This is a genomic window from Haloglomus halophilum (assembly GCF_024298885.1).
Classification (GTDB): Archaea; Halobacteriota; Halobacteria; order Halobacteriales; family Haloarculaceae; genus Haloglomus; species Haloglomus halophilum.
Genome location: NZ_CP101166.1, coordinates 251621 through 272474 on the forward strand (window position 1 = coordinate 251621; position 20854 = coordinate 272474).

Sequence of the window (20854 nt, forward strand, 5' to 3'; positions counted from 1 at the left end):
AACGTGAACGGCCGGATCTTATCCAACAAGTAATCGAGAAGGTTCACCAGGGTGGGGATAGCTCATGAAGCAGGTAATCCAGGATTTCAAACATGGCGATGTGCGCGTGGCTGATGTGCCCCGGCCACAGGTCGATGCTGGAAATATCCTCGTCAAGAATCACTACTCCTGTGTGAGTGCGGGAACCGAGAAATCGATGATCGAACTGGGCCAGAAGAGCTACCTTGGCAAGGCCAAGGAGCGGCCCGATCTCGCCAAGAAAGTATTCGAGAAAGCGCGAAACGACGGCTTAGTCTCGACCTACAGGTCGGTCATGGCCCGTCTCGAAGAGGCCACTCCCCTCGGTTACAGCTGTAGTGGAGAAGTGATTGCTGTTGGGGATGACGTCACCGAATTTTCGAGGGGAGATATGGTCGCTTGTGCTGGAGCTGGGTATGCCAATCATGCGGAAGTGGTTTCAGTTCCAGCTAACCTCTGTGCACCAGTTCCAGAAGGGGTCGCCCTATCCGAAGCCGCATTCGTTACCATCGGGTCGATTGCTATGCAAGGGATTCGGCGCGCGGACCTGACGCCTGGAGAGCGAGTCGCAGTGCTCGGGCTCGGGTTAGTAGGCCAAACCGCAACCCAGATTCTCGACGCATATGGGTTCCCGGTGCTTGGTATCGATATCGACCCTGGTCAGGTCGAAAAGGGAACTGCTATGGGGGCAGCACAGGGTGCAGTCATCGGCGAAGATGACATTGGAGCCGTTGCAGAGGAGTTCTCAGAAGGGCACGGGGTGGACGCAACGCTCGTGGCTGCATCGACAAAAAGCAACGACCCCGTCGAGCTGGCAGGAGAGATCACGCGAAAGCAGGGACGCGTCTCCATCGTCGGTCAGGTCGGTATGGACATCCCCCGTGAACTGTACTACGAGAAGGAACTGGACTTCCTGATTTCCCGTTCGTACGGTCCGGGACGTTATGATAGAACCTACGAGGAGAATGGGTTAGATTATCCGATCGGATACGTCCGCTGGACTGAGAACCGAAACATGCGCGAGTGTCTACGATTGCTCGCTGATGATCGTTTGGACTTCGACGCGCTCCAGACACACCAGTTTTCGATCGACGAGGCGACCGATGCCTACGAGATGATTCTGGAGAATCCAAACAATGAGGATTTCACAGGAGTTCTGCTCAAGTACGATCCAGAGCGTGAACACCCGACGAAGCGGGAGCACAACCCAGGCTCCAGGCTGAAAAGTCGCTCTGCACCTCTCTCGGTCGGATTGATAGGGGCAGGAACCTTCGCAAGAGGGACACTGGTTCCGATTATCGCCGACAACGATGATCTCAACTTACACGCAGTATGTTCGGGTACGGGGGTATCGGCCTCCGAAGTTGCAGACGAACACGACTGTTCGTACTCGACATCAGATTATTCAGACATCACTGTTGACGACGATATCGATATCGTAGTTGTGGCCACCCGGCATGACCTTCACGCGGAGGTCGCAACTGCGGCGCTCAAGAACGACAGGGACGTTCACGTGGAGAAACCACTCGCGATAGATGAGGCAGGACTCCACGAAGTAGCTACGACAGCCCAGGAATCTGAAGGGCGGCTGATGGTCGGGTTCAATCGGCGATTTGCAGGTCCGACTCAGCAGATGAAAGAGACGATATCGGGGAGTAATAGCCCAGTCATGCTGAACTATCGGGTGAATGCTGATGAGATTCCCGATGACCACTGGCTGCATGATCCGGCGGAGGGTGGCGGCCGGGTGGTCGGAGAGGTGTGTCACTTCATCGACTTCGTGCGATTCGTTGCAGAGTCACCCATCCAACGTGTGTATTCGACCTCCACGGATACCGGCCCCGGCCTCCCCGAGAACGTTCAGGTCAATGTAACGTTTGTGGACGGGAGTACCGCAGCTATTACCTACACTACCTTGGGAGATAGCTCTCTTCCAAAGGAGTACGTGGAGGGTTTCGGAGACGGACGCTCAACGACTGTCGATAATTTCAAGGGAGGGAGATTGAGCCTCGGACAGGACAAAGGACATGACCGAGAGTTCGACGCATTCGTCGAATCGATACTTTCGGGTGGGAAATCACCGATTCCACTTGAGGAAGTAGTTGAGGTGACCGCAGCAACGTTCGGAGTCAACGAGTCCTTGCGTAGTTCCGATCCGGTTGAGGTTGACGTGACTGAGTACCTGTAAGATGTCCTCGCTATAAGCAATAGAAATCCCTGGATACATACTGATGATTGATAACCGTCTCAAGTCCATATATGACCGCTCTCCGCGCCTTCTGCAGCACGTGGCCGTCTCGGCGAAGGGCTGGCGTCTAAAACGGAAGCGCCGTGGAGGGGCCTTCAATAATTTATTACAAGACGCTATCAGACGAGAGAACTATTCGACCGAGGAACTTCGTCAATATCGTACTGATAGGCTTCAACAATTCCTCCGTACGGCGTCGGAAAGTCCGTACTGGCGCAAGCGATTTGAAGAGTACGGGGTCGAGCCAGACTCCAACAAGCCATTTGAACAGCTGGAAAAGCTCCCGATCCTCACCAAGCAAGAGGTGAAAGACGCGGGGGGACAGATTCAGCCGGAAACGATTCCCGATGACGACCTAATCCCCTGCCACACAAGCGGCACGACGGGAAGTGGACTGAGATTCGCACAGACTAAGCGAGCTATGCGGGAGCAGTGGGCCGTGTGGTGGCGGTATCGAAAATGGCATGGGCTTGATCTCGAGACCTGGCACGGATACTTCGGTGGGATTCCTATCGTTCCAATCAATCAGTCTTCCCCACCTTTCTGGCGAGTGAACTACCCCTACCACCAAGTGATGTTCAGTTCGTTCCATCTGAAACCGAGGAACGCTCAACACTACGTACAGGGAATACGAGACCACGAACTGCCCTGGCTACACGGCTATCCCTCCTCACTGGCACTGCTCGGAAGTCAGATTCTGGACGAGGGTCTAGATGCTCCGCCTACGCTACGAATTGCGACAATCGGAGCGGAAACGCTCTTTGACCACCAGCGAGAGATAATCTCGGAAGCGTTCGGTATCCCTGTGCGACAGCACTACGGCCTCGCAGAAGCCGTCGCTAACATCTCGGAATGCCCAGAGGGCAACCTCCATGTGGACGAGGATTTCGCCCACGTCGAGTTCATTCCGCTTGAAAATGGAGAGGGCCACCGTATCGTCGGAACCAACTGGACGAATCCAGCATTCCCCCTGTTACGATACGATACAGGAGACATCGCTACGCTTGCCAACGAAAGCTGTTCCTGTGGACGGCCCGGCCGAGTCATTGACTCTTTACTTGGCCGACAGGACGATTACGTCGTATTGCCCAATGGTGCCCGAGTCGGGCGGCTGGATCACATCTTCAAGGACTTCGAGTCCGTCCACGAAGCTCAGATATACCAACCCGACCGAGAGCACGTTGTGTTCCGAATCGTCGCTGGTGATGAATACGGCGATAAAATCGAGTCGGCGCTTCGTGAAAATGCACGGTCTCGCCTCGGCGAAGAAATTGGAATTGAATTCACCTATGTCGATGAAATCAATCGGACTGACAACGGGAAAATGAAATTTGTCGTCTCGGATATCAAGACGATGCGAATCGAAGAATCAGATCGCTAAACGTATCACTAGTGACGCGTTCGTGCTGTAGCCTGGGCACGGCTCTCCGCTTCAGAATGCTCGGAACCGTGTTCAATGTGGTCCACCCACCCGAAGTGTGGCTCGAATTCTAATGTCGATTCCACTGGGATTTTCGTGAGGTTCCCGTCCCACTCCGGGCGGTTACTCTCAACCGCGATATCTTCGAGAGCGCATTCTGCGAGTGGATATTTTTCGCAACGGAACGCGTTACGGACGATAGGGACCAGCTCCGGGTCGAATCCCATCAGATATGTGGTGACCGCGTCAACGCTCGCCGGATGTGTACCGAAGACCAATAACCCGGCTTCTTTCGGATCCGGGTCCATGGGACCACGGGACTCGCCAGCAACAATACCGTCACACAGAGAGTAGTGCCGCTTTCTGCTCTCCGAATTATCATCTCGGAGTTCGCCATCAGGTTTTCCGTAGAACAGCAACTTGTTGAGGTCAAGACACATCCGCCACACAGTATCATTACCCCACCAATTGCCGCTACGTATCGTGTCGCTGGTACTCCCAAAGATACCTTCCCACACTGGTCTGGCGGTGGAGACAGCCTTCGGTACCAGATTAGGAAACGTCGTCATTCCCTTTCTGACCAGCGGCATTATCGCCTGTTCTACTCGGTGGGTCGGATCCGGATCTGGGTGCTCATCGTTAACCTCGTCACCCTCTGTGTGGTGTGGTAAGTAGTTTTTATCACCGTTGATCCCGACAAGGTTCTTCAGACTGAGCGTCACCCCGGCTTTCTTGTGCGTCTTCGCTTTCGGGAGGCTGAAGACGACGTCTGCTTCGATCGCGGATGAAGCGATGAGGTACTCATGGCGCCCACCGGTGTGGTGGTGGTTGACGTGTTCCGTGTCGTAGTCCGCTCCGTAATAGTCTCCTTGCCCAGGGTGATCAGCGAACTCGCTTGCGTCACCGAGATCGAATTCGGTGTAGCCGAAGGGGTCGCCACGAAGTTTCCTTCGGTCAGTTACTATACCTCCCTCGCTCTCCCATTCCTCTTGTCGCATATCGACTGTTTGGAGGCACTTGCCTTCACTGAGGTAGAAATCCTGAATATGGTACAGTCCGACTCGTTCACACACCTTATCAAATGATGAGTCCGTTTGGGGGGCATCTCCCAAGATAAGTTGCCCATCTCCTCCCAGAGCAAGTAGAACATAATCAGCGATTGCTCTTATGACGCTTCCGTGGGTGAGAACGTACCTCCACCCGTCGGGGTCGCGAGGGTGATCCTCTTTTACGAAGTTGGGTTTCAGAAGAACCCTGTCGGTGGACTCTATCAATCCAGAGAGTGGATTCCAGTCTGCTGTGCCAACGTGTTCGGAGTCCAGGTTAGCCTGTTTAAAACATTCACGGACCGCATCATATACGGGATTCCCCTTATCACTCAGAGCGTCGAATTGGTATTCAGGGTAATCGGTGTCTGGATGAAATGGCGGGTCCTCAGGATAGGTGGATTTATCGACCTGATGAGCGACTACCGTTTCCGGCGCCTCTGAGAAGTTCATGTGTAATGCTTTGTGAGGAACCCGTAAATCTCTTCCTTCGAGTTTTTGTATTTGTTTATTGGCATGAAAGTACAGTTCAATGTATTGGAGTAATTGGGTATGGCTACCTCCAATAACGTATTATCGGGTCAGCATCTACTCCATAGCTTTTGAATATGTTTCGAGGTGTCTTTCAATGCAACGTTCTAATGAGAAAACGTCTACTGCTTTTTGACGGGCATTCTTCTCTCTCCGATGTCTTTCGCCTTCATCCTCAACAGCCTTGACGATCGCGTTGGCCAATTCCTGGCTATCTTTTGGAGGAACGAGCCATCCGGATTCACCGTCGGTGATTTGTTCAGGGACCCCCCCAACCGAAGTTGCGACCACTGGTTTTCTCATTGCCATCGCTTCCAATACTGCCATCGGACATGCTTCAGCAATTGATGGTAGTACGAAGATATCGAACTGAGACAGAAGTTGAGGGATATCGCTGCGTCTGCCGAGAAAGTGAACTGTCTGCTCAAGTCCCAGCTCGCTACGTAATGATTTCAGGTGCTCGAAATATTCCATCCGTGAATCAAGAACACCCCCTGCGATTGGAACAACAATCTCGTGCTCGGTTTTCGATTGCACCTGCGCTGCAGCACGGATGATGTACTCATGGCCCTTGATCGGGTTCAGATTACCAACGCCACCGACGATAATTGTGTCTTCTGGAACACCGAGTTCCTCACGTAATCCGGATCCCGTGACATTGTCAGGATTGAATTCCTGAATATCGACTGGGGCGTACAACTTCTGCACACCATTTGTTGTGGCGAAATAGTGGTCAGCTACACTTCCCGACGCTACAACCCTCTCGTCAGCGATCGCACCAGATAGTAGTCCAGCAATACGAGTGAGTGGCCATGGCACCAAAACATCGTTGAAGTGCCAAACAAGGGCTGCGTCGCTTCGCCATGTGGCAATGCTCGCGTCGAAGTTCAGAGACATATTCGCGTGGACAACATCAATCTCTCGGTCCTGAATTACCCTCTGTATACGATGGACCGCGAGAGGAAATTTGAGGAGATATTTGCTATTATTTATGATATCCTTCGGTGGATGGATACGGGAAAATCCTGGACGATGAACTTTGAACTCGTCTTCTCGAGCACGCTTGACGAACTCATCATCACCGTCAGGGAGGAGAAATTCAGTTTCGACATCGTGTTCTCGGAGTCGTTTGGCGACAGCAAGACTCCGAAGTTGTGGGCCACCAATTCGCGGATCAATCATTGAATTAAGTACGCGCATCGATTACAGGTATCCGAGATTTTCGAGCTGTTCGGCGTTCGCCGCTTCAAGTTCTTGTCGCAATCCGACCGGTGAGCGTTCGTTCAACCGCTGGAGTGTAGTTTTCGCGTCGTCGATGCTAAACGCTGGGTCTCCGTACTTGCGGGATTCCCTGCTGTACTGACTGAACAACGAACCGACGTTCCGGCGAAGGTAGTGGCGCTTCGGGCTCTTGTAGGTCTTCCCGGCGAGCACCAATAATCGCTTGGCGAGATTACTGCGCGGGAAGACGTAACCTCCATCTGCATCCCAGATGCCATAGTACTGGATGTGGCCATCCGTCAGCGGAAACTTGTCAGACACGAACCGATTGTTGTAGATACAGCACTTCGGTCCTGATGAAGCAGGCCTTACCAGGGATTCCCCATCGAACGCTGAGTCGTGGTAGCGACCGAGCATATCGAGGATGGTCGGGAACAGATCCACATGGCTCATCACGGCATCCGTGACCGCGCCGTCGGGCAGGTCTGGGTGAACGAACACGGTTGGGACGTACGCCGTCTCAGGAGTCATTGGTGAGTTGTGCCCAACCATGCCGTTCTCTCCGAGAAGTTCGCCGTGGTCGGATGTGTATACGACAAGTGTGTCATCTAGCACGTCCTTCGATTCGAGCAGGTCGAGTCGGTCCTCGAACAGGTCGACATCGAGTTCGATCGACCGTTCGTAGTCAGCTTTGAGTTCGTGTTCGCCGTGGTTCCGGTGGCGTTCGGAGTACTCCGTCGCACCGCTAGCGAAATCGCCGTACGGGGGGTGTCCGCCAGGGGCGTGTTCGAAGAGCACGAACGGCGACTCTCTATCACAGGGACTCTCGTAGGGTGGTCGACGCCGAGCATCTGATAGATTGGGCCGAGGCTATTATGCTTTTTCGCCGCGTACTCGAAAATTGAGTTCAAAAACCCCGTCGATACTTCGTCCAAGTCCGACATAGTCGGTACTTCGTCACCGAGCCTGTTTTTGAACGAGTAACCTGGTTAGAGGTCGGATACAGCCCCGAGAGCATGGAGGAGAACGAGGGTGCGCTCATTGTCGACGCGCCGACTTTTTTACTGTCGTACCGAGGTCTAGGATGTTGTTCGGAAGGTAGTCCCTTCGGACCGCATCGCAGGCGTAAACATAAACGTTGTCGACGGTGAGCTCTGAGAGCGCTTCCGAGAGACTGGACACTGCTATTATCCAATTCTTGTAGCCACGGACACAAATATATACTGTGGGAATTGTCTCCCGTTTGATATTATTGGTGACACCGTCAGAGCGTGCCGGTATTGAACCGATGCCTATTTATTAATTATGGTGGGCGTTGGGGTAATGAGTAATACGTAAACGAGCTAATCGAAGAGTATTCAAAGAATAGCTTGATACAGAACCCTGCCGTATCTTATGTTTCTACGGTTGAAGGATGCCGACGCTGTTTCAAGAGCCCCCTGCCGCCTGAGGCTCGCCCAAACTGTAAGTGTACCTAACCGGGAAAATCAGTGGTCACACTATTCTGCAATAATACAACGAACATTGACGGTATCAAGTGCTCGATGGATGAAATCAAGAGAGGTGCAAAACTATACCGTGCTCTATCATTAATGACTTTCGAGTTCTGATATTATGCTGCGCAATCTTTTGGATTGCTTTGGGAGCGTATAGTTCTGTGAAATATATTTGGCTTCATTCTTCAACTTTGTTGTTTTTTCACATGTAATTATGGAGGTTAAACGATTTTCCAAACGGTCTGTACTTGAATAATTATTTAGCAACCCCTCCATATTTGTTGGTATATTAAAATGGCTTGGTACAAATGCAGGCGTTCCCGTTTTTATTGCATCAAGTACAGTACCACACCCCTTTGTTCTCCCATAAATCTCATACCAGCCACCTTTATTAATTTTGTATTTTAATGGAGCTATTAAAAAGTCGGTGTGTAACAGTTGACCATTAAATTCGTCCGTGGATACCCATCTCTCATAATAGGTTATGTTATAACCACTATTTTGCAGACTTTCTGCGTAATCAACAATATCCTTTCCGTAAGTGCCACGGGGGTTTCCTAAGAGAACCAAACGGATTTCTTTGTTTAAACTGTCTGACATTAATTTGAATATATCTAATATTGGCCGGTAATCTCGGCGATCGTCTCGGATGTGTCCAGGGATAGTGATAGTTATTTGATTATCTGAGCGGATATTATTATGTTCAGCTTCGCAATTATAGATGGATGGACTCCATACTTTCACCTTTTTCCCGAGACCAATATTCTCGCACAAGAATTCTTTCATTGGTCCATACTCTACAAGGATAAGGTCAAATTTTCTTAGAATAACTCTTCTTGCCAAATAACTAATATAGGGGGCGACAGTTAAGCGAACGTGGGGAAAAGAAAACCAATTATTTAAGTTATATAATTGACAAGCGATATTACAATCAGGATTAAATCTTAGATATGCCTTTAGCTCATCAATCTCAGAAGATATATATTGTATAAATAAGTTGTCTATTGAATTTGAGCATACGTCTTCTACCCTTTCTAAATAATCTGCAATTGATTCTCTATTCTTTATTAGGTTCCAGTCGCATTGGCTTGTTATGTGGTTTTCCTCAACTATATCACTTCTTATGTCATTTGTAGTAAAAACGGTTACGTCAAATCCTGCTGATATCAGGGTTTGGATATTTGTTCGCAATAGATTTTGATGTGTATTGACCTCAAGGATTCCGACAGATGTCATTACTCAAGTGTTCAGTCGTGATTGCTTAAAATATCTCCTATCGTATAGGCATAACTCATCCAATCCTCCCAGTTTCCGGTGAGGGGAGAGCAATCAATTTCAGTATATCACAAACCAGTTAGTTAGGACATCTGTTGATGAAGATGTGTTCAAGGCGGAAAAATTAGTTGATGAAATTCAGAAGAATAAACACATTTAATCCTATTCAAAAAACTTTATGAAAAACTCTCTTGAAACTTGCCAAAAACACTGAAAATCGGTATTGAGGACATCTACAATCCTCGGCGGCCTGATTGCGGACGGGACTCCGTCTCAACACTGCAACTCCATCAAAGACTCGTTACCGTTGAACACAATTCTTACTCATCTACGGACGAATTTCAGGCCGGAAAGGCTCTAACAAGTCTATAACACCCCTTTGTCGAGATATTGCCGAACTGCTTCCCGAGCAGGTGCAGATCTGCGCAGACCGCCACTTGTGACTCTATTACGATGACGAAGATGAAACGGACAGTATCTACCAGTCGGAAGTGAAGCACGGAATGCGTATCTGCAGATATAACCACGTCTCGAAGACGGCGAAACCACCGGCAGAGTCCCCGCCGAGGTTATTGGTCTACTTGATGGTCTTGACCTCGGTGTCAAACTCAAGGTCATCGCCAAGTGGGGTATCGGCACGGATAACATCGAGTCCGACACCACGGCGGACAACGGAGTCGAGATGTTCAACACGCCCGGTGCCTTCATTAATGAGGTTGCCGATGGCGTCATCGCCTACGCAATACTCCTGACCCGCGACCTCCACTTGATTGACCAGCCCTACGCAAGGCTGACTTGGTCTCCTCCCGAGGAACGTCGCTTCGTGGGAAAACGTTCGGCGCCGTCGGCGTGGGCAAAATCGGTCAGGACGTGGCTCGCTGATTCCAATGGCCTATGATGATTCATCAGATGTCAAAGAATGTAGTTCCCCGATTAAAGAAATTTTGTTACTTAGAATAACTTAATGGTAGAGTATGGTGTTTCGGTTCGTGTATACCTTGAATATCCTCTTGTTTGCTTCTATCTCTGGTTGTGGATTGTAACGGAGTCTCCACGATGAGTGCTCTCCTCGGTATATTTCTTGATCTGACCGGTAGAGTAGATACTTAAAACTATCTGCGTCGATATTGCGATTGAACAGGTTCGAATTGTAGTTTCTATATTGATTGGAAGTCTGATAATCGATTTGAGATGGTATCCTCTCCTTAGCTAGATAGGAGTCAGTTGAAACAGGTTGTTGGACGTAGGTATTCGAGAATGCCTTAGCACTAACTTCAGGCTCGGTGAGATAATACCGCTGTGTTCCCGGCCCCTCTTTGATAGCAATTCCACTAAAAACCTGAGAAATTACCATGATTAATAAAATGAAAATAAGAATGGATTTCTTGGTTTTACTTGTAACCCCCCTGTATAAACCGATAATAAGCACGACAGCAAATGGTGCTGCAAAGAATTCCCATCTTGAATTGCCACCAGGAAGGAGTTCTGGAAGAGCGAATGAAACCGAAAATAAGAACGTGGTGATTCCCGCAGCTGCAAGCACGCACGTAGTTCGCATGTCGATACGGTCACTAGTGTGTCCGAGTAGTGTCAAAGCCCCTCCTAGCGCGGCCGCTGGGAAAAATATCAAATGGTATTCCAACTTCCAAAACCAATGATAGATGCTTGAGTATTCTGAGATCGGGTTTACTACCCACTTTGTTTCAACTACGGGTGATATCGCTGGTGGTTTTGATGTTCCGATAGGCAATATACTGGCTAAAAATACAGTGATTATTCCAAACTGAACAATTAAAATTACTGATGTGAAAATTGCTAGCTGAATAGTCCTGATGATATTGGTCCCTTGGACGACTCTTTCCGATTCTAATCTTATATCAAAGTAAGACAGCACACTATAAGTCATTATTAATATCAAAATGAATCCAAAGAATAGCACCAAGTACAATATCGGCAACTTGTGGGTGAGAGTCATCGCCAGCACGAACGTGATAAAAACCAGATAATATCTAGATTTATTATGGTCATACAAACTCATTACAGATAGTATACTCGCAACAAAAAAGAAAGTCGCCAAACTCTGGGCTATCGGGTAGATTCCCCAGGCTATGGAAGTCGGTTCTACTGCGATTAAACTAGCGCCCATCAGGGCATGATTTCGATTTCCCCACAGCTGACTAATTATCGAATATACAAATATCGGGAACCCGATGCCAAGTATAAACGGATAGATAATCAGACTCCATGACACTCCTACCTCTCCTACGTGATTGAACATCGAACTGAAAACTATAAATAATGGTGCTCGCCCGTAGAAGTGAGATAGTATCGGCTCGATGGTTCCTGTATTACTCACTCGGAATACCTGCCAAGCAAACCAATCTGGATCTATTCCGATTAGAGATGCTGGGAATGTAAATAAGTACACACGCCACAGTACCGCCCCCGAGATTATTAGAAGTAAAATGTATCTACTGTCGGTATTCGAATAAGTAATCAGCAGGAACATCCCGACACCGAACAGTGTGATGAACACTGGAGCAGTTGGGAAAAGAGACCCATGGAATTGGGTCATCCCAAAACCTACGAAAGATGTGAGTAAAAGAACGATGGTCGCAATGGTTTTCGTGCGTCTCTGTTTTTTATGTATTTGCGTCATTGAGTTTGGACAGCCTAAACTAAAACCACTTTAGTTTACTTAACTGCACCTCGTATCTCGTTGGTATATACCTTCTTATGAACCAAATTGGAGCCTTCTCCGGTACATCACGCGTATCAATCCACTCGGTACGGGTTCCGCCCCAGATTTTGTCGAACCCCCACTTTCGTTTGAATCGAACGTCGGCGCTCTCTTGTTTTGATGTTCCGTCCCTATGCTGCCACCTATACTTGTTGTTGGATTGCTTGTGATGTGGAAAGGTTACTGCGGGACAAACCGCGAACTCCCAGTTCGTCTCAAAATAGTGGCCTGTGTAGAAGTCTAGGTGCTCTCTATCGATCATTTCGTTATCCCAACAGTAGTCAGCGTAGCACTCACTCTTGACGATTGCAGCATTTGTCAGAAAGTCGAACTTGGCAATAGGATGACCGACGACCGATTCTACTTCTGGGGGAGTTCGAATGTCAAGTGTTAGAGCCTGTCTGTCACCAAACAGTTCTTCAATGAACAGATTGCGACAACCGGATCTCACTCTTTCGTTCTCCAGCAGAATACCGCTTACTGCCCCCAGATTCGGCGCTGCCTTGAGAATGTCAACTAATATTTCGATATTGTGGGGAACCTCCATATCATTATCGACAACGAGTAGGTACTCATCGTCGCACGCCTCGGCAACTGCTCGTCTACAGGCACCTATACCAATGTCATATTGGAGGTCTAAAATTTCCAAATCGAACGGATAGGATTTTTGGTAGAGTGATTGACGTTCGCCGCTATTCCCGTTGTCTGCGACAATCACTGTATCAATTGGACTCTCTATTGCACTCGAAAGGAAACGCCTCAGATCGGATGTCCGTTGTAGTACAGGGACCCCCGCTGCAACTGACATAGCCAAGTGTGAACCTACTCCCGCCTAACTATTGCGGTTGTGGACTAGGTATGCTGAGTCCCCTGTGCCCATTCCGGACAGCTATTTCCGATTCTAGCCCGAAGAGTGGTTTAGATGCAGTTCCCGGATGTCGTATACGGATTGCGGAACCCACGAGAAGTTTTGTTCTGGCTCCACCGGAACTGGGCACGGAAAATTCGAGGGTACGACGGAGTATCAGTAATGGATCACGATTGGGATAACCTAATCATCATTGACGCTTGCCGGTACGATGTGTTCACTGAGGTAGCTGGAGGTCAGTTCGAAGTAGAAAAACGGATTTCAAGGGGGTCACACACGACGGAGTTTCTTGAACGAAACTTTTCAAATCGAATGTTTCGGGATACCGTTTACGTAAGTGCGACACCTCAACTCGTCTCAACTAGTCTCCATGAGCAGTTCTACGACTTTCTCCCGCTCTGGGAGACCCACTGGGATGACGAACTAAACACAGTGCCTCCCCAAGCTGCAGTTGAGGCAAGTCTGGAAGCCGAACAGGAGTACCCTGATAAGCGACTAATATGTCATCTTTTGCAACCCCACTACCCATTCATCGGCGAAACTGGCCGGCAACTGAACCATCGCACCGTGTCAGGGGGAGGTGAGATTGATACCGATCATGATAAAATGTCTATTTGGCGTCTTCTAGAAATTGGTGAAGTCGATAAGGAAACGGTGTACAAGGCCTACGTGGAGAATCTTGAACTCACAATGCCTCACGTTAGGCATCTCGTTACCTCATTAAATGGAAAGTCAGTACTGACATCCGACCACGGGAACTCATTTGGCCGGTTCGGAATCTACGGTCATCCTAGAGGTAAGTTCCTCCGAGATTTGGTGCTTGTGCCGTGGGTGGAGTTCGACAGTAATCAACGAAAGTCGATCTCCAACGGTGCACCTAACGATAGTGAAGCTGAGCTAAATGAGGATATCACCGAACGTCTCAGAAACCTAGGCTACAAGTAGTCACTCCTGGGTGAGTACATCCTCGTAAACTTCGAGATACTGGTTGGCTATGTGTTTGAAGCGGTGATTTTCTACAGCATACTCTCGTGCTTTCAGTCCCATACTCTCTATATCCGTTTCTAATAGACGATTCACAGCCCCGACAAGTCTATCGATATCCTCAGGTTCAACTAGCTCTCCGGTCCGGCCTGTCTCAACCAACTCTGGCATTGATGTGGCCTCGTATCCTAGCACTGGAGTACCCGAAGCCAGTGATTCTAGTACAACGTTTGGACACCCCTCTTGCGTACTCGGGAAAATAAACCCACTGGCTTCCGCGTATATTGGGGGAAGTTTCGATTTTTCTACTCTACCGAGGAGATAGAGGTTGTCAATCGATTCAGCGCGTCGCTTCGCGGTATCGAACTGCGGTCCGTCTCCCGCCATGACGAACGATGCATCAGGCACTCTCGAAGCTACTTTGACAAAGTCAAGCGGTCGCTTTCTTGTATGGAAAGCCCCGACAAAGAGAAAGACGGGTTCATTGATACCAAGATCCTCGAGAACTTTTGATGGACCCCTATCCGGGGCGAATTCGTTCAAATCAACCCCGTTATAAATCACCTTCGGTGAGATTCCAAATTCACGCTCAGCAGTCCTCGCAGTGTGTTCGCTGACGGCAGTAACTACGTCGGCCATCTCGGCCGTACGACGCCGTATTTCGGGATTCCAGCGTTCAGGATCTATATCGACTCGGAATGTGTGTATATGCTTTGCATTCCGGTTTCTCATTGTTCCGAGCTGTGCGCTATGATAGTGGAGGCGTCCACCAGCTCCGGTATGTATCAAATCAAACTGGTTGATACTACTTATTCCAAATTTTAGAATTTTATCAAGAACACTCTCATTGTGAGTCTTTATTTCGCTAATTCTATTAGAACCAAATGTCTTACCGTCTTGAGAGTGAATTGTAATAATATACTTGTTGGCGAAGTAAGGAGCTGTCTTCTCAAATAAGAACGGTATTGGGGATTCCGTTCCGACGACGTACGGGAGGTACAAGCGTGGTTCCATCATCATCTATAACTGCTTATTGGTACTTTTGCCGCACAGGGGATATACATTTGTTTGCTAACGCCAATAAATAACTGTCTGTATGATATGCGCACCACATTTAAACAACAAGGCTCTCATTTAAAAGCCACCATTATCGTCATCTTGAATACAGTCAGAATAGATGATTCGAAATTGCTGGAGATAGCGGCAGACGACAAGGCCGAGTTCAAGTTTTGGCTACCCGCCCACCAGACCACCTTGCTGATCAAAGGGTTCGGCCGTGCGAAGGGGTCAGGCGCAACAGCGAACGATTTCCAGTGTGGCTAAATAAGGACATCTGGGGCCTCTAAGACGGAGTCAACTGCTTATTGTTTCTCGGTCGGAAACGACAGTCGATCACAGGCCCCTGGGAGCACTTTTCAACAACCGAGGGCGTACATTATCGCAACTGTGCTGACACAATCGTCCTCTCAAATACTGAAAGTTCTACCAATATCTTGGTTGATGATGTGTACTTTTATCAAGCATGGTCGTGAGATTTTTGTAACCGCCGTTTGGGTAAGGCGGCAATCGATGAACGCTCTTTTGTAGGAGATTGTTGATACTGCTGAGCTGGCGCTGTCGAGTCAAAGAGGACAAAGACACCGCTGACGCGGTGTCCGACACGAATGATTCCGCTCGATGTGTTTGGGTCCGAATCGGTCGCAGCGGACCTGCCCCAACAGGTTCGCTGGCGTGACAGTGTTTCCAGTCCCCACTGCTGTTCTGACCGAACGGTCAAAAAACGGTAGCTACGGACAGTTTCAGCGGCATCTCTGTAAGGATTGCGACCGGACGTTCAACGATAAGACCGGCACGATTTTCGCTCACTCGGAGATCGCACTCCGCAAATGGTTGTGCTCAATCTACGCGCTTTTGCGGTTTAACACCAGTCACAGGCAGATACAGTGCGAAATAGAGGTCACCTACAAAACAATTCACAGGCGTGTCGAGCGCTTCGCCGAAGCGCTCGACGGGCCGTCACTCAATCTCCGTGGACCGCGGTCAAAATTGACGAGTTCTACGTCTCTGCCGGCTTGAAAGGCCTCGAGCGCAACAGCTGATTGCGCTCTCACGGCCTCGCTCGACGCGAACGCGGAACCTATAGAACCAGACAAACACCCCGTTCGTTCTCGTGGATTGCGGCACCGAGCAGTGGTCCGTTGTGCCAGTGAAATCCGCAGACGAATCGACGATTCGGCTCCTGCTGGCGGTCAGCCAGCAGGAGCCCCGTCTTGCCGACGGATTTTATGTGTACGATCCGCTTGCGGAAGACGAGCAATTCGACCGCGGATACGTCGTTTACGGAGACGGCGAGTACGCCAACGAGACGGTCCACGTGAACACCTGCGAGAGCCACGCGTCGCTGGCGCGACGGTGGCTCTCGCCGCATCGAGGCATCTCAAAAGATTACCTTACACAGTATACCCGAGCGTTCCAACTCAGACGAGAACTCTATCGCAACCCCGGACGAGAAGCGCTCAAACACGCTGTCAGAGTGACTCTCTAAAATCAACAATGTGCTACACAAGAGCGAACGGCCATCCCTCTGGAAGTCTGCATCCAAAATTAAGACGTGTCTCTTGGGTCACCACTGGTGCAACAAACGCGGAAAGTTGCGACCAGTAAATTCCGATAACGGGCAACTTTGAGAATGAAAATGCACATGTATGTCCTCATTTATTTATAGTTCATTATGGCCTTAATTATGTTAATCAGTTTTGAATATGGAAACCAACCATTTTCCTTGGGGGCAATAGGTACTAAATGGAAGTTTTTGAAATCGTCCATTTTATTATTCTCTGCTCCCCTAGTATTGATTAGCCATCATGGAGAGATTATACACAACGGAAACGGCTGTTACTGCGTCGCATAAAAATCAGCGTACTTTCCGTTCTCTTCCACAAGCTCAAAATGTTGACCCCGCTCTATAATTTCGCCATCTTCCATCATGTAAATCCTATCGGCATCCGTAATCGTTGAGAGTCGGTGCGCAATTGCGATGATTCCGTAATCACGGTCCATCGATTCGATGCCCCGATGGACATCTGCCTCTAGGTGGCTATCGAGGTCACTCGTCGCCTCGTCCAGAATCAGGAAGTCCGCATCCTTCAGCAGCGCCCGAGCAATCGCCACTCGCTGCTTCTGCCCCCCCGATAGTCTGACTCCGTTATCGCCGAGAACCGTATCGTATCCCTGCGGCAACTCGTCGAAGAACTCGTCCACCTTTGCGATGCGAACCGCGCGGTCGATTTCCTCCTCTGTCGCCTCTCGGTTTCCGATAGTGAGGTTGTATCGGAGGGTGTCGTTGAAGATGAATGGGTGCTGCCGAACCAGCGAGACGCGGGAGCGCCACTCGTGGATGTCGAACTGTCCGATCGGCGTCCCGTCGGCAGTAATCTCTCCCCCGTCGGGTGTGTACATCCGAATCAGCAACGAGACAATCGTAGACTTCCCAGTCCCTGACGGTCCCGCGAATGCGACGAACTCGCCGCGGTCCACATTGAACGAGACGCCGTTGAGCACCTGTTCGTCGGTCGTCTCGTACGAGAACTCGATATCATCGAACCAAACCTCATCGACGGGAACGGGAACCGATTCCTCCCCATCGTCCTCCTGATTCTGTTCCAGCCGCTTGACGAACGACTGCGTGCGGACGAGATGCGGTAGGTCGTTCTCGGCGGCATAAACGACATCGTTCAGATGGCTGAGTTTCGGCCCGAGCCGGAACATCGCGAACAGGAACACCCCGAGCGCACCCAGTGACAGGTTCGCTACCTCAATACCGACGAAGAGCAGTGCGAACACCGTCGCCGCCGTCATGAACTGGTTGAAGTTGTTGATGATGGCCTGATTCCGTCGCTGGTGGACCATCGAGTCAACGTGCTGTGTCACTGCAGTCCGGAAGTCACCGAAGAGCTCCGTGTGGAGGTTGAACGCCTTCACATCCCGAATCCCCTGCATCCCTGCCTGAACGGACTCCTGCACACGCTCGTTCGCGTTAGCGACCTTGCTCCCGACGCTGAATCCTGACTCAACTACGCGCCTAATCCCGTACATGAGTCCGCCGAGGGCAACGACGCTGACCAGCATCAGTATTGGCGCGAGAGCGAACGCGACGAGCAGGTACGCGAGACTGATGAGGAAAAGCTCAAGAATCCGGCGCACCTTCTGAATTGTATTCCCCGCGTAGTGGGTCTGCGTGATGATGGCGTTCAGCATCTCGTCGGAACCCTTCGTGTCGAAGTAGGAGATTCGGGCATCCAGCGCGTTCTCGAAGGCCTCCGTACGCAGATAGCGCATGTAGTCCATCCGTAGCTTCGCGGTCAGCCAGTCGATGACGAACGCACAGGTGTATCGAACAGCGAGAATCAATCCGACGCCGAGGAGAATGTACTGCAGCTTGAAGGGGACACCTAGAAACTCGTACACACTGGCGAATAGCCCGACGAGTCCACCACTCGCCTCGGCTTTTCCCTGCGTTACCTGGATGATGGGGAGGATGAATCCCACCCCCAGGCCTTCCAAGACGGCAACGACGACCCCAAGCCCGACGATGCCCGCCGTGAACTTCGGCCGATACCGCGCAACACCCACCAGCGCCCGAAGTTGCTCCCGCGAAGACGGCATCTCCTCGGTCACGACTCCTCCCCGCAACAACCCTGTCTTGCGAACATTCTGGTGTCACAAACAGGGGGCGAAGCGAGACATAAACCTGCTGTTGTTACAGCGGAAAAGATTATCCTGGTGACACTTTATATCCGAAGGCACTGTCTAGTTTAGCACTTCCTCAGCTGACGTTCGTCCGTCGAGCGATTGGTACGGTCGCTGCTCGTTGCAGTATTGCACAAAAAGCGAAGTCTATCAGCGGACGCTCCGCCGACTGCCGACCCACGAGTGATGGAAGCGGTCGATGCGCTGCTTGAGTGTGTGAAACCACTTTTCGATGAGGTTTTGATCGGTGTAATCCACCTGACCGCTTACGCCTAACCGAGCGAAGTCAGTCCGATAGCCGTAGGAATCAGTCAGAAACGAGGTGTTCGAGCAGTCGTGGTTTTCTGTGAATCGGTGGAGGAACGCAGCCGCTGGATCGGTACCATGACGCTTGAAAATCTGGGCATCGAGAATCAACTTTGTATCGAGGTCGATTGTATCGCACACCCAATACAGGTCACCGTTGACCCGGACAGCAGTTTCGTCGACTGCGACCCGCGACGGCGAAGCCGTCGGCGGGTCGGGACTGCTGTCAGTCAGCCGATGTACCCACTGAAAGTTCGCCTGATGCGAGTGTTCCACGCCGAGTGACGCGAGAATTGCTTCTGTTTCCCTGAGAGAACAACCGGTCGCGTGGAGCCGGACGGCGAACGCCCTAACGGGCGTCGCCATCCGCTCGCGCCCCCACTATTCATCTAACTCCCCGTCATACTCCTCGCTGAGCAGGTCTGCGAGCATCTTTGGACAAGACACTCAACGACCTGCTCACTTCTCAAACTGGCCTAACTAGACAGTGCCTGATGCCCGTCAGCCAGAGAAATTCCGGCTCTTACTGCGCGAAAGCGTGGTTGAAGCTTTCATTACACCGTCTAATACTTAACCGAACACCGATGCTTCCTACTGCTCAGCAATTATACAAGCTTATACTCCTGGTTTGCTGAATTGAAACACGGTAGTCCGAATATGGAGGATACAATTGCAACGGCTTCAAAGAACTATGTTTCAATTAAATATAGATATTATAGAACTAAATTATTAAAAGGGTTGCAATATTTATTTGATGAGGGCGGAGGTACAGTAGAATCAGTTTTATTGTGGCCACCATTCAAGTGCCAAAATCAGTTTTACGATATAGCTAACCGCTTGGGATGGTATCTCCCTGCAGAATCTTTTGATAACTGCGAAATTCACGTAGTGATTTCCTCGGAGATAGACGAGCAAATTAGCGCACCCCCATCACAAGCTTCGTATGACACGAACCATTTGCCGTTTGTTTTTCATACCTCATGTGAAGATATCCAGTTTGATCTCGTTGCTGAACTAATTTTGCTCTGGGATTACTCACGATTCTGGAGTTCCCCTATTCTCAGAAATATTGGAAAAACTGAAATAGTGGATCCAGAGTATTTTTCCACCGTTGAATCATCCACCTGGGAGAATGTCACCAGGAAAATTCGCAATTCTTTTGCTCATAATTCCGAAAAAAACTATCGGGATTTGAGTTCATCAAAAGAATATCCCGCATCCTTCGTATTTGCGACCGGGCCAAGTTTAGATGATGTTTTTGATATTGAAATCCCAGAAGACGCACTGTCTATAATCTGCAACAGTATCGTCCGTGACGATGAGCTCCTTCAACATCTCCAGCCGGATGTATTAGTATTCGCTGACCCCGTCTTTCACTTCGGTCCAAGTAAATATGCACATGAGTTCAGACAGGATGCAATCAAGGTATTGAGGAAATACAACTGCAAGGCCGTCATTCCAAAAGAGTATCACAGTCTGCTTGCCGGTCACTACCCGGAATTTCGTGACCATTTAATAGGAGTTAGAAGCGTTTCTGCAGACAAACCAGTCTTTCCCACTCCAAATCGGCTTGAAGTTATGGGTACAGCCAATATTATGACGTTATTCATGCTCCCAATCGCGATGGCCCTAACGGATGATGTTCGAATCGTCGGTGCTGATGGTAGAGAAGAAAATGAGTCGTACTTTTGGGAACACAGCGACACCGCCCAGTACGACGATGAGCTTATGAAAACGGTTGCCGAAACCCATCCTTCGTTTTTCCGAGATCGGATATATGAAGACTACTATGACCAGCACGTTGAGACTCTCACCGAGATAATCGAGTATGGGGAACAAGATGGGATTCAGTTTCACAACCTCACCCATTCGTATATTCCCTGTCTCTCTGAACGGAGAGTCGATCCGAGCGAACTCGAGACGTAATCACGCCATGGGTTATCGGTACCGGA

At 49.9% G+C, this 20854-nt stretch carries 13 protein-coding genes and 3 pseudogenes; 7 read left to right on the plus strand and 9 right to left on the minus strand.

Features of this window, described 5'->3' with window-relative positions:
• Positions 1-64 precede the first annotated feature (64 nt).
• Both NL114_RS01140 and NL114_RS01145 read left to right on the plus strand, forming a co-directional pair.
• On the plus strand, positions 65-2206 hold the full coding sequence (locus NL114_RS01140; protein WP_254822976.1) for a bi-domain-containing oxidoreductase: 2142 nt from the start codon (positions 65-67) through the stop codon (positions 2204-2206).
• 43 nt (positions 2207-2249) lie between these two features.
• Positions 2250-3647, plus strand: a complete 1398-nt coding sequence (locus NL114_RS01145) for a phenylacetate--CoA ligase family protein (RefSeq protein WP_254822977.1) — start codon at positions 2250-2252, stop codon at positions 3645-3647.
• A gap of 8 nt (positions 3648-3655) precedes the next feature.
• Here NL114_RS01145 and NL114_RS01150 read toward each other — a convergent pair whose 3' ends face one another.
• The 4 genes from NL114_RS01150 to NL114_RS01165 all read right to left on the minus strand — a co-directional run bounded on the left by NL114_RS01150 (position 3656) and on the right by NL114_RS01165 (position 9216).
• Complete coding sequence (locus NL114_RS01150) at positions 3656-5185, minus strand: DUF362 domain-containing protein (protein ID WP_254822978.1); 1530 nt, start codon at positions 5183-5185, stop codon at positions 3656-3658.
• 135 nt (positions 5186-5320) lie between these two features.
• Positions 5321-6463 (minus strand): glycosyltransferase family 4 protein, encoded by a 1143-nt coding sequence (locus NL114_RS01155; protein ID WP_350355386.1) that lies wholly within the window; start codon positions 6461-6463, stop codon positions 5321-5323.
• A 3-nt stretch (positions 6464-6466) separates the two neighbouring features.
• Entirely contained in the window at positions 6467-7282 is an 816-nt protein-coding gene (locus NL114_RS01160) for a sulfatase-like hydrolase/transferase (RefSeq protein ID WP_254822979.1), read from the minus strand.
• A 791-nt stretch (positions 7283-8073) separates the two neighbouring features.
• Positions 8074-9216, minus strand: coding sequence for a hypothetical protein (locus tag NL114_RS01165; protein WP_254822980.1), 1143 nt, complete (start codon positions 9214-9216; stop codon positions 8074-8076).
• A gap of 255 nt (positions 9217-9471) precedes the next feature.
• Between NL114_RS01165 and NL114_RS21800 the strand changes: the two are divergent.
• Positions 9472-9695: pseudogene (locus tag NL114_RS21800) on the plus strand (ISH3 family transposase); the annotation flags it as partial.
• 131 nt (positions 9696-9826) lie between these two features.
• Complete coding sequence (locus NL114_RS01170) at positions 9827-10153, plus strand: Rossmann-fold NAD(P)-binding domain-containing protein (RefSeq protein WP_286671112.1); 327 nt, start codon at positions 9827-9829, stop codon at positions 10151-10153.
• A 63-nt stretch (positions 10154-10216) separates the two neighbouring features.
• Here the strand turns inward: NL114_RS01170 and NL114_RS01175 are convergent, their stop codons facing one another.
• Together NL114_RS01175 and NL114_RS01180 are read right to left on the minus strand one after the other, a co-directional pair.
• Complete coding sequence (locus NL114_RS01175; protein ID WP_254822982.1) at positions 10217-11791, minus strand: phospholipid carrier-dependent glycosyltransferase; 1575 nt, start codon at positions 11789-11791, stop codon at positions 10217-10219.
• A 142-nt stretch (positions 11792-11933) separates the two neighbouring features.
• Positions 11934-12803 (minus strand): glycosyltransferase family 2 protein, encoded by an 870-nt coding sequence (locus tag NL114_RS01180; RefSeq protein ID WP_254822983.1) that lies wholly within the window; start codon positions 12801-12803, stop codon positions 11934-11936.
• Between the two features lie 222 nt (positions 12804-13025).
• On the opposite strand from NL114_RS01180, the gene NL114_RS01185 reads away from it, so the two are divergent.
• Positions 13026-13808, plus strand: a complete 783-nt coding sequence (locus tag NL114_RS01185) for a hypothetical protein (RefSeq protein ID WP_254822984.1) — start codon at positions 13026-13028, stop codon at positions 13806-13808.
• Here NL114_RS01185 and NL114_RS01190 read toward each other — a convergent pair whose 3' ends face one another.
• A complete protein-coding gene (locus tag NL114_RS01190) occupies positions 13809-14867 on the minus strand; it encodes a glycosyltransferase family 4 protein (protein WP_254822985.1) in 1059 nt (352 codons plus the stop codon). It abuts the gene before it with no gap.
• A gap of 644 nt (positions 14868-15511) precedes the next feature.
• Between NL114_RS01190 and NL114_RS01195 the strand changes: the two are divergent.
• Positions 15512-16392, plus strand: a pseudogene (locus NL114_RS01195) (IS1595 family transposase).
• A gap of 350 nt (positions 16393-16742) precedes the next feature.
• Here the strand turns inward: NL114_RS01195 and NL114_RS01200 are convergent.
• Together NL114_RS01200 and NL114_RS01205 are read right to left on the minus strand one after the other, a co-directional pair.
• On the minus strand, positions 16743-18512 hold the full coding sequence (locus tag NL114_RS01200) for an ABC transporter ATP-binding protein (RefSeq protein ID WP_350355439.1): 1770 nt from the start codon (positions 18510-18512) through the stop codon (positions 16743-16745).
• Between the two features lie 144 nt (positions 18513-18656).
• Positions 18657-19334: pseudogene (locus tag NL114_RS01205) on the minus strand (IS6 family transposase).
• Between the two features lie 225 nt (positions 19335-19559).
• Between NL114_RS01205 and NL114_RS01210 the strand changes: the two are divergent.
• Entirely contained in the window at positions 19560-20828 is a 1269-nt protein-coding gene (locus NL114_RS01210; protein WP_254822987.1) for a hypothetical protein, read from the plus strand.
• Positions 20829-20854: the final 26 nt, after the last annotated feature.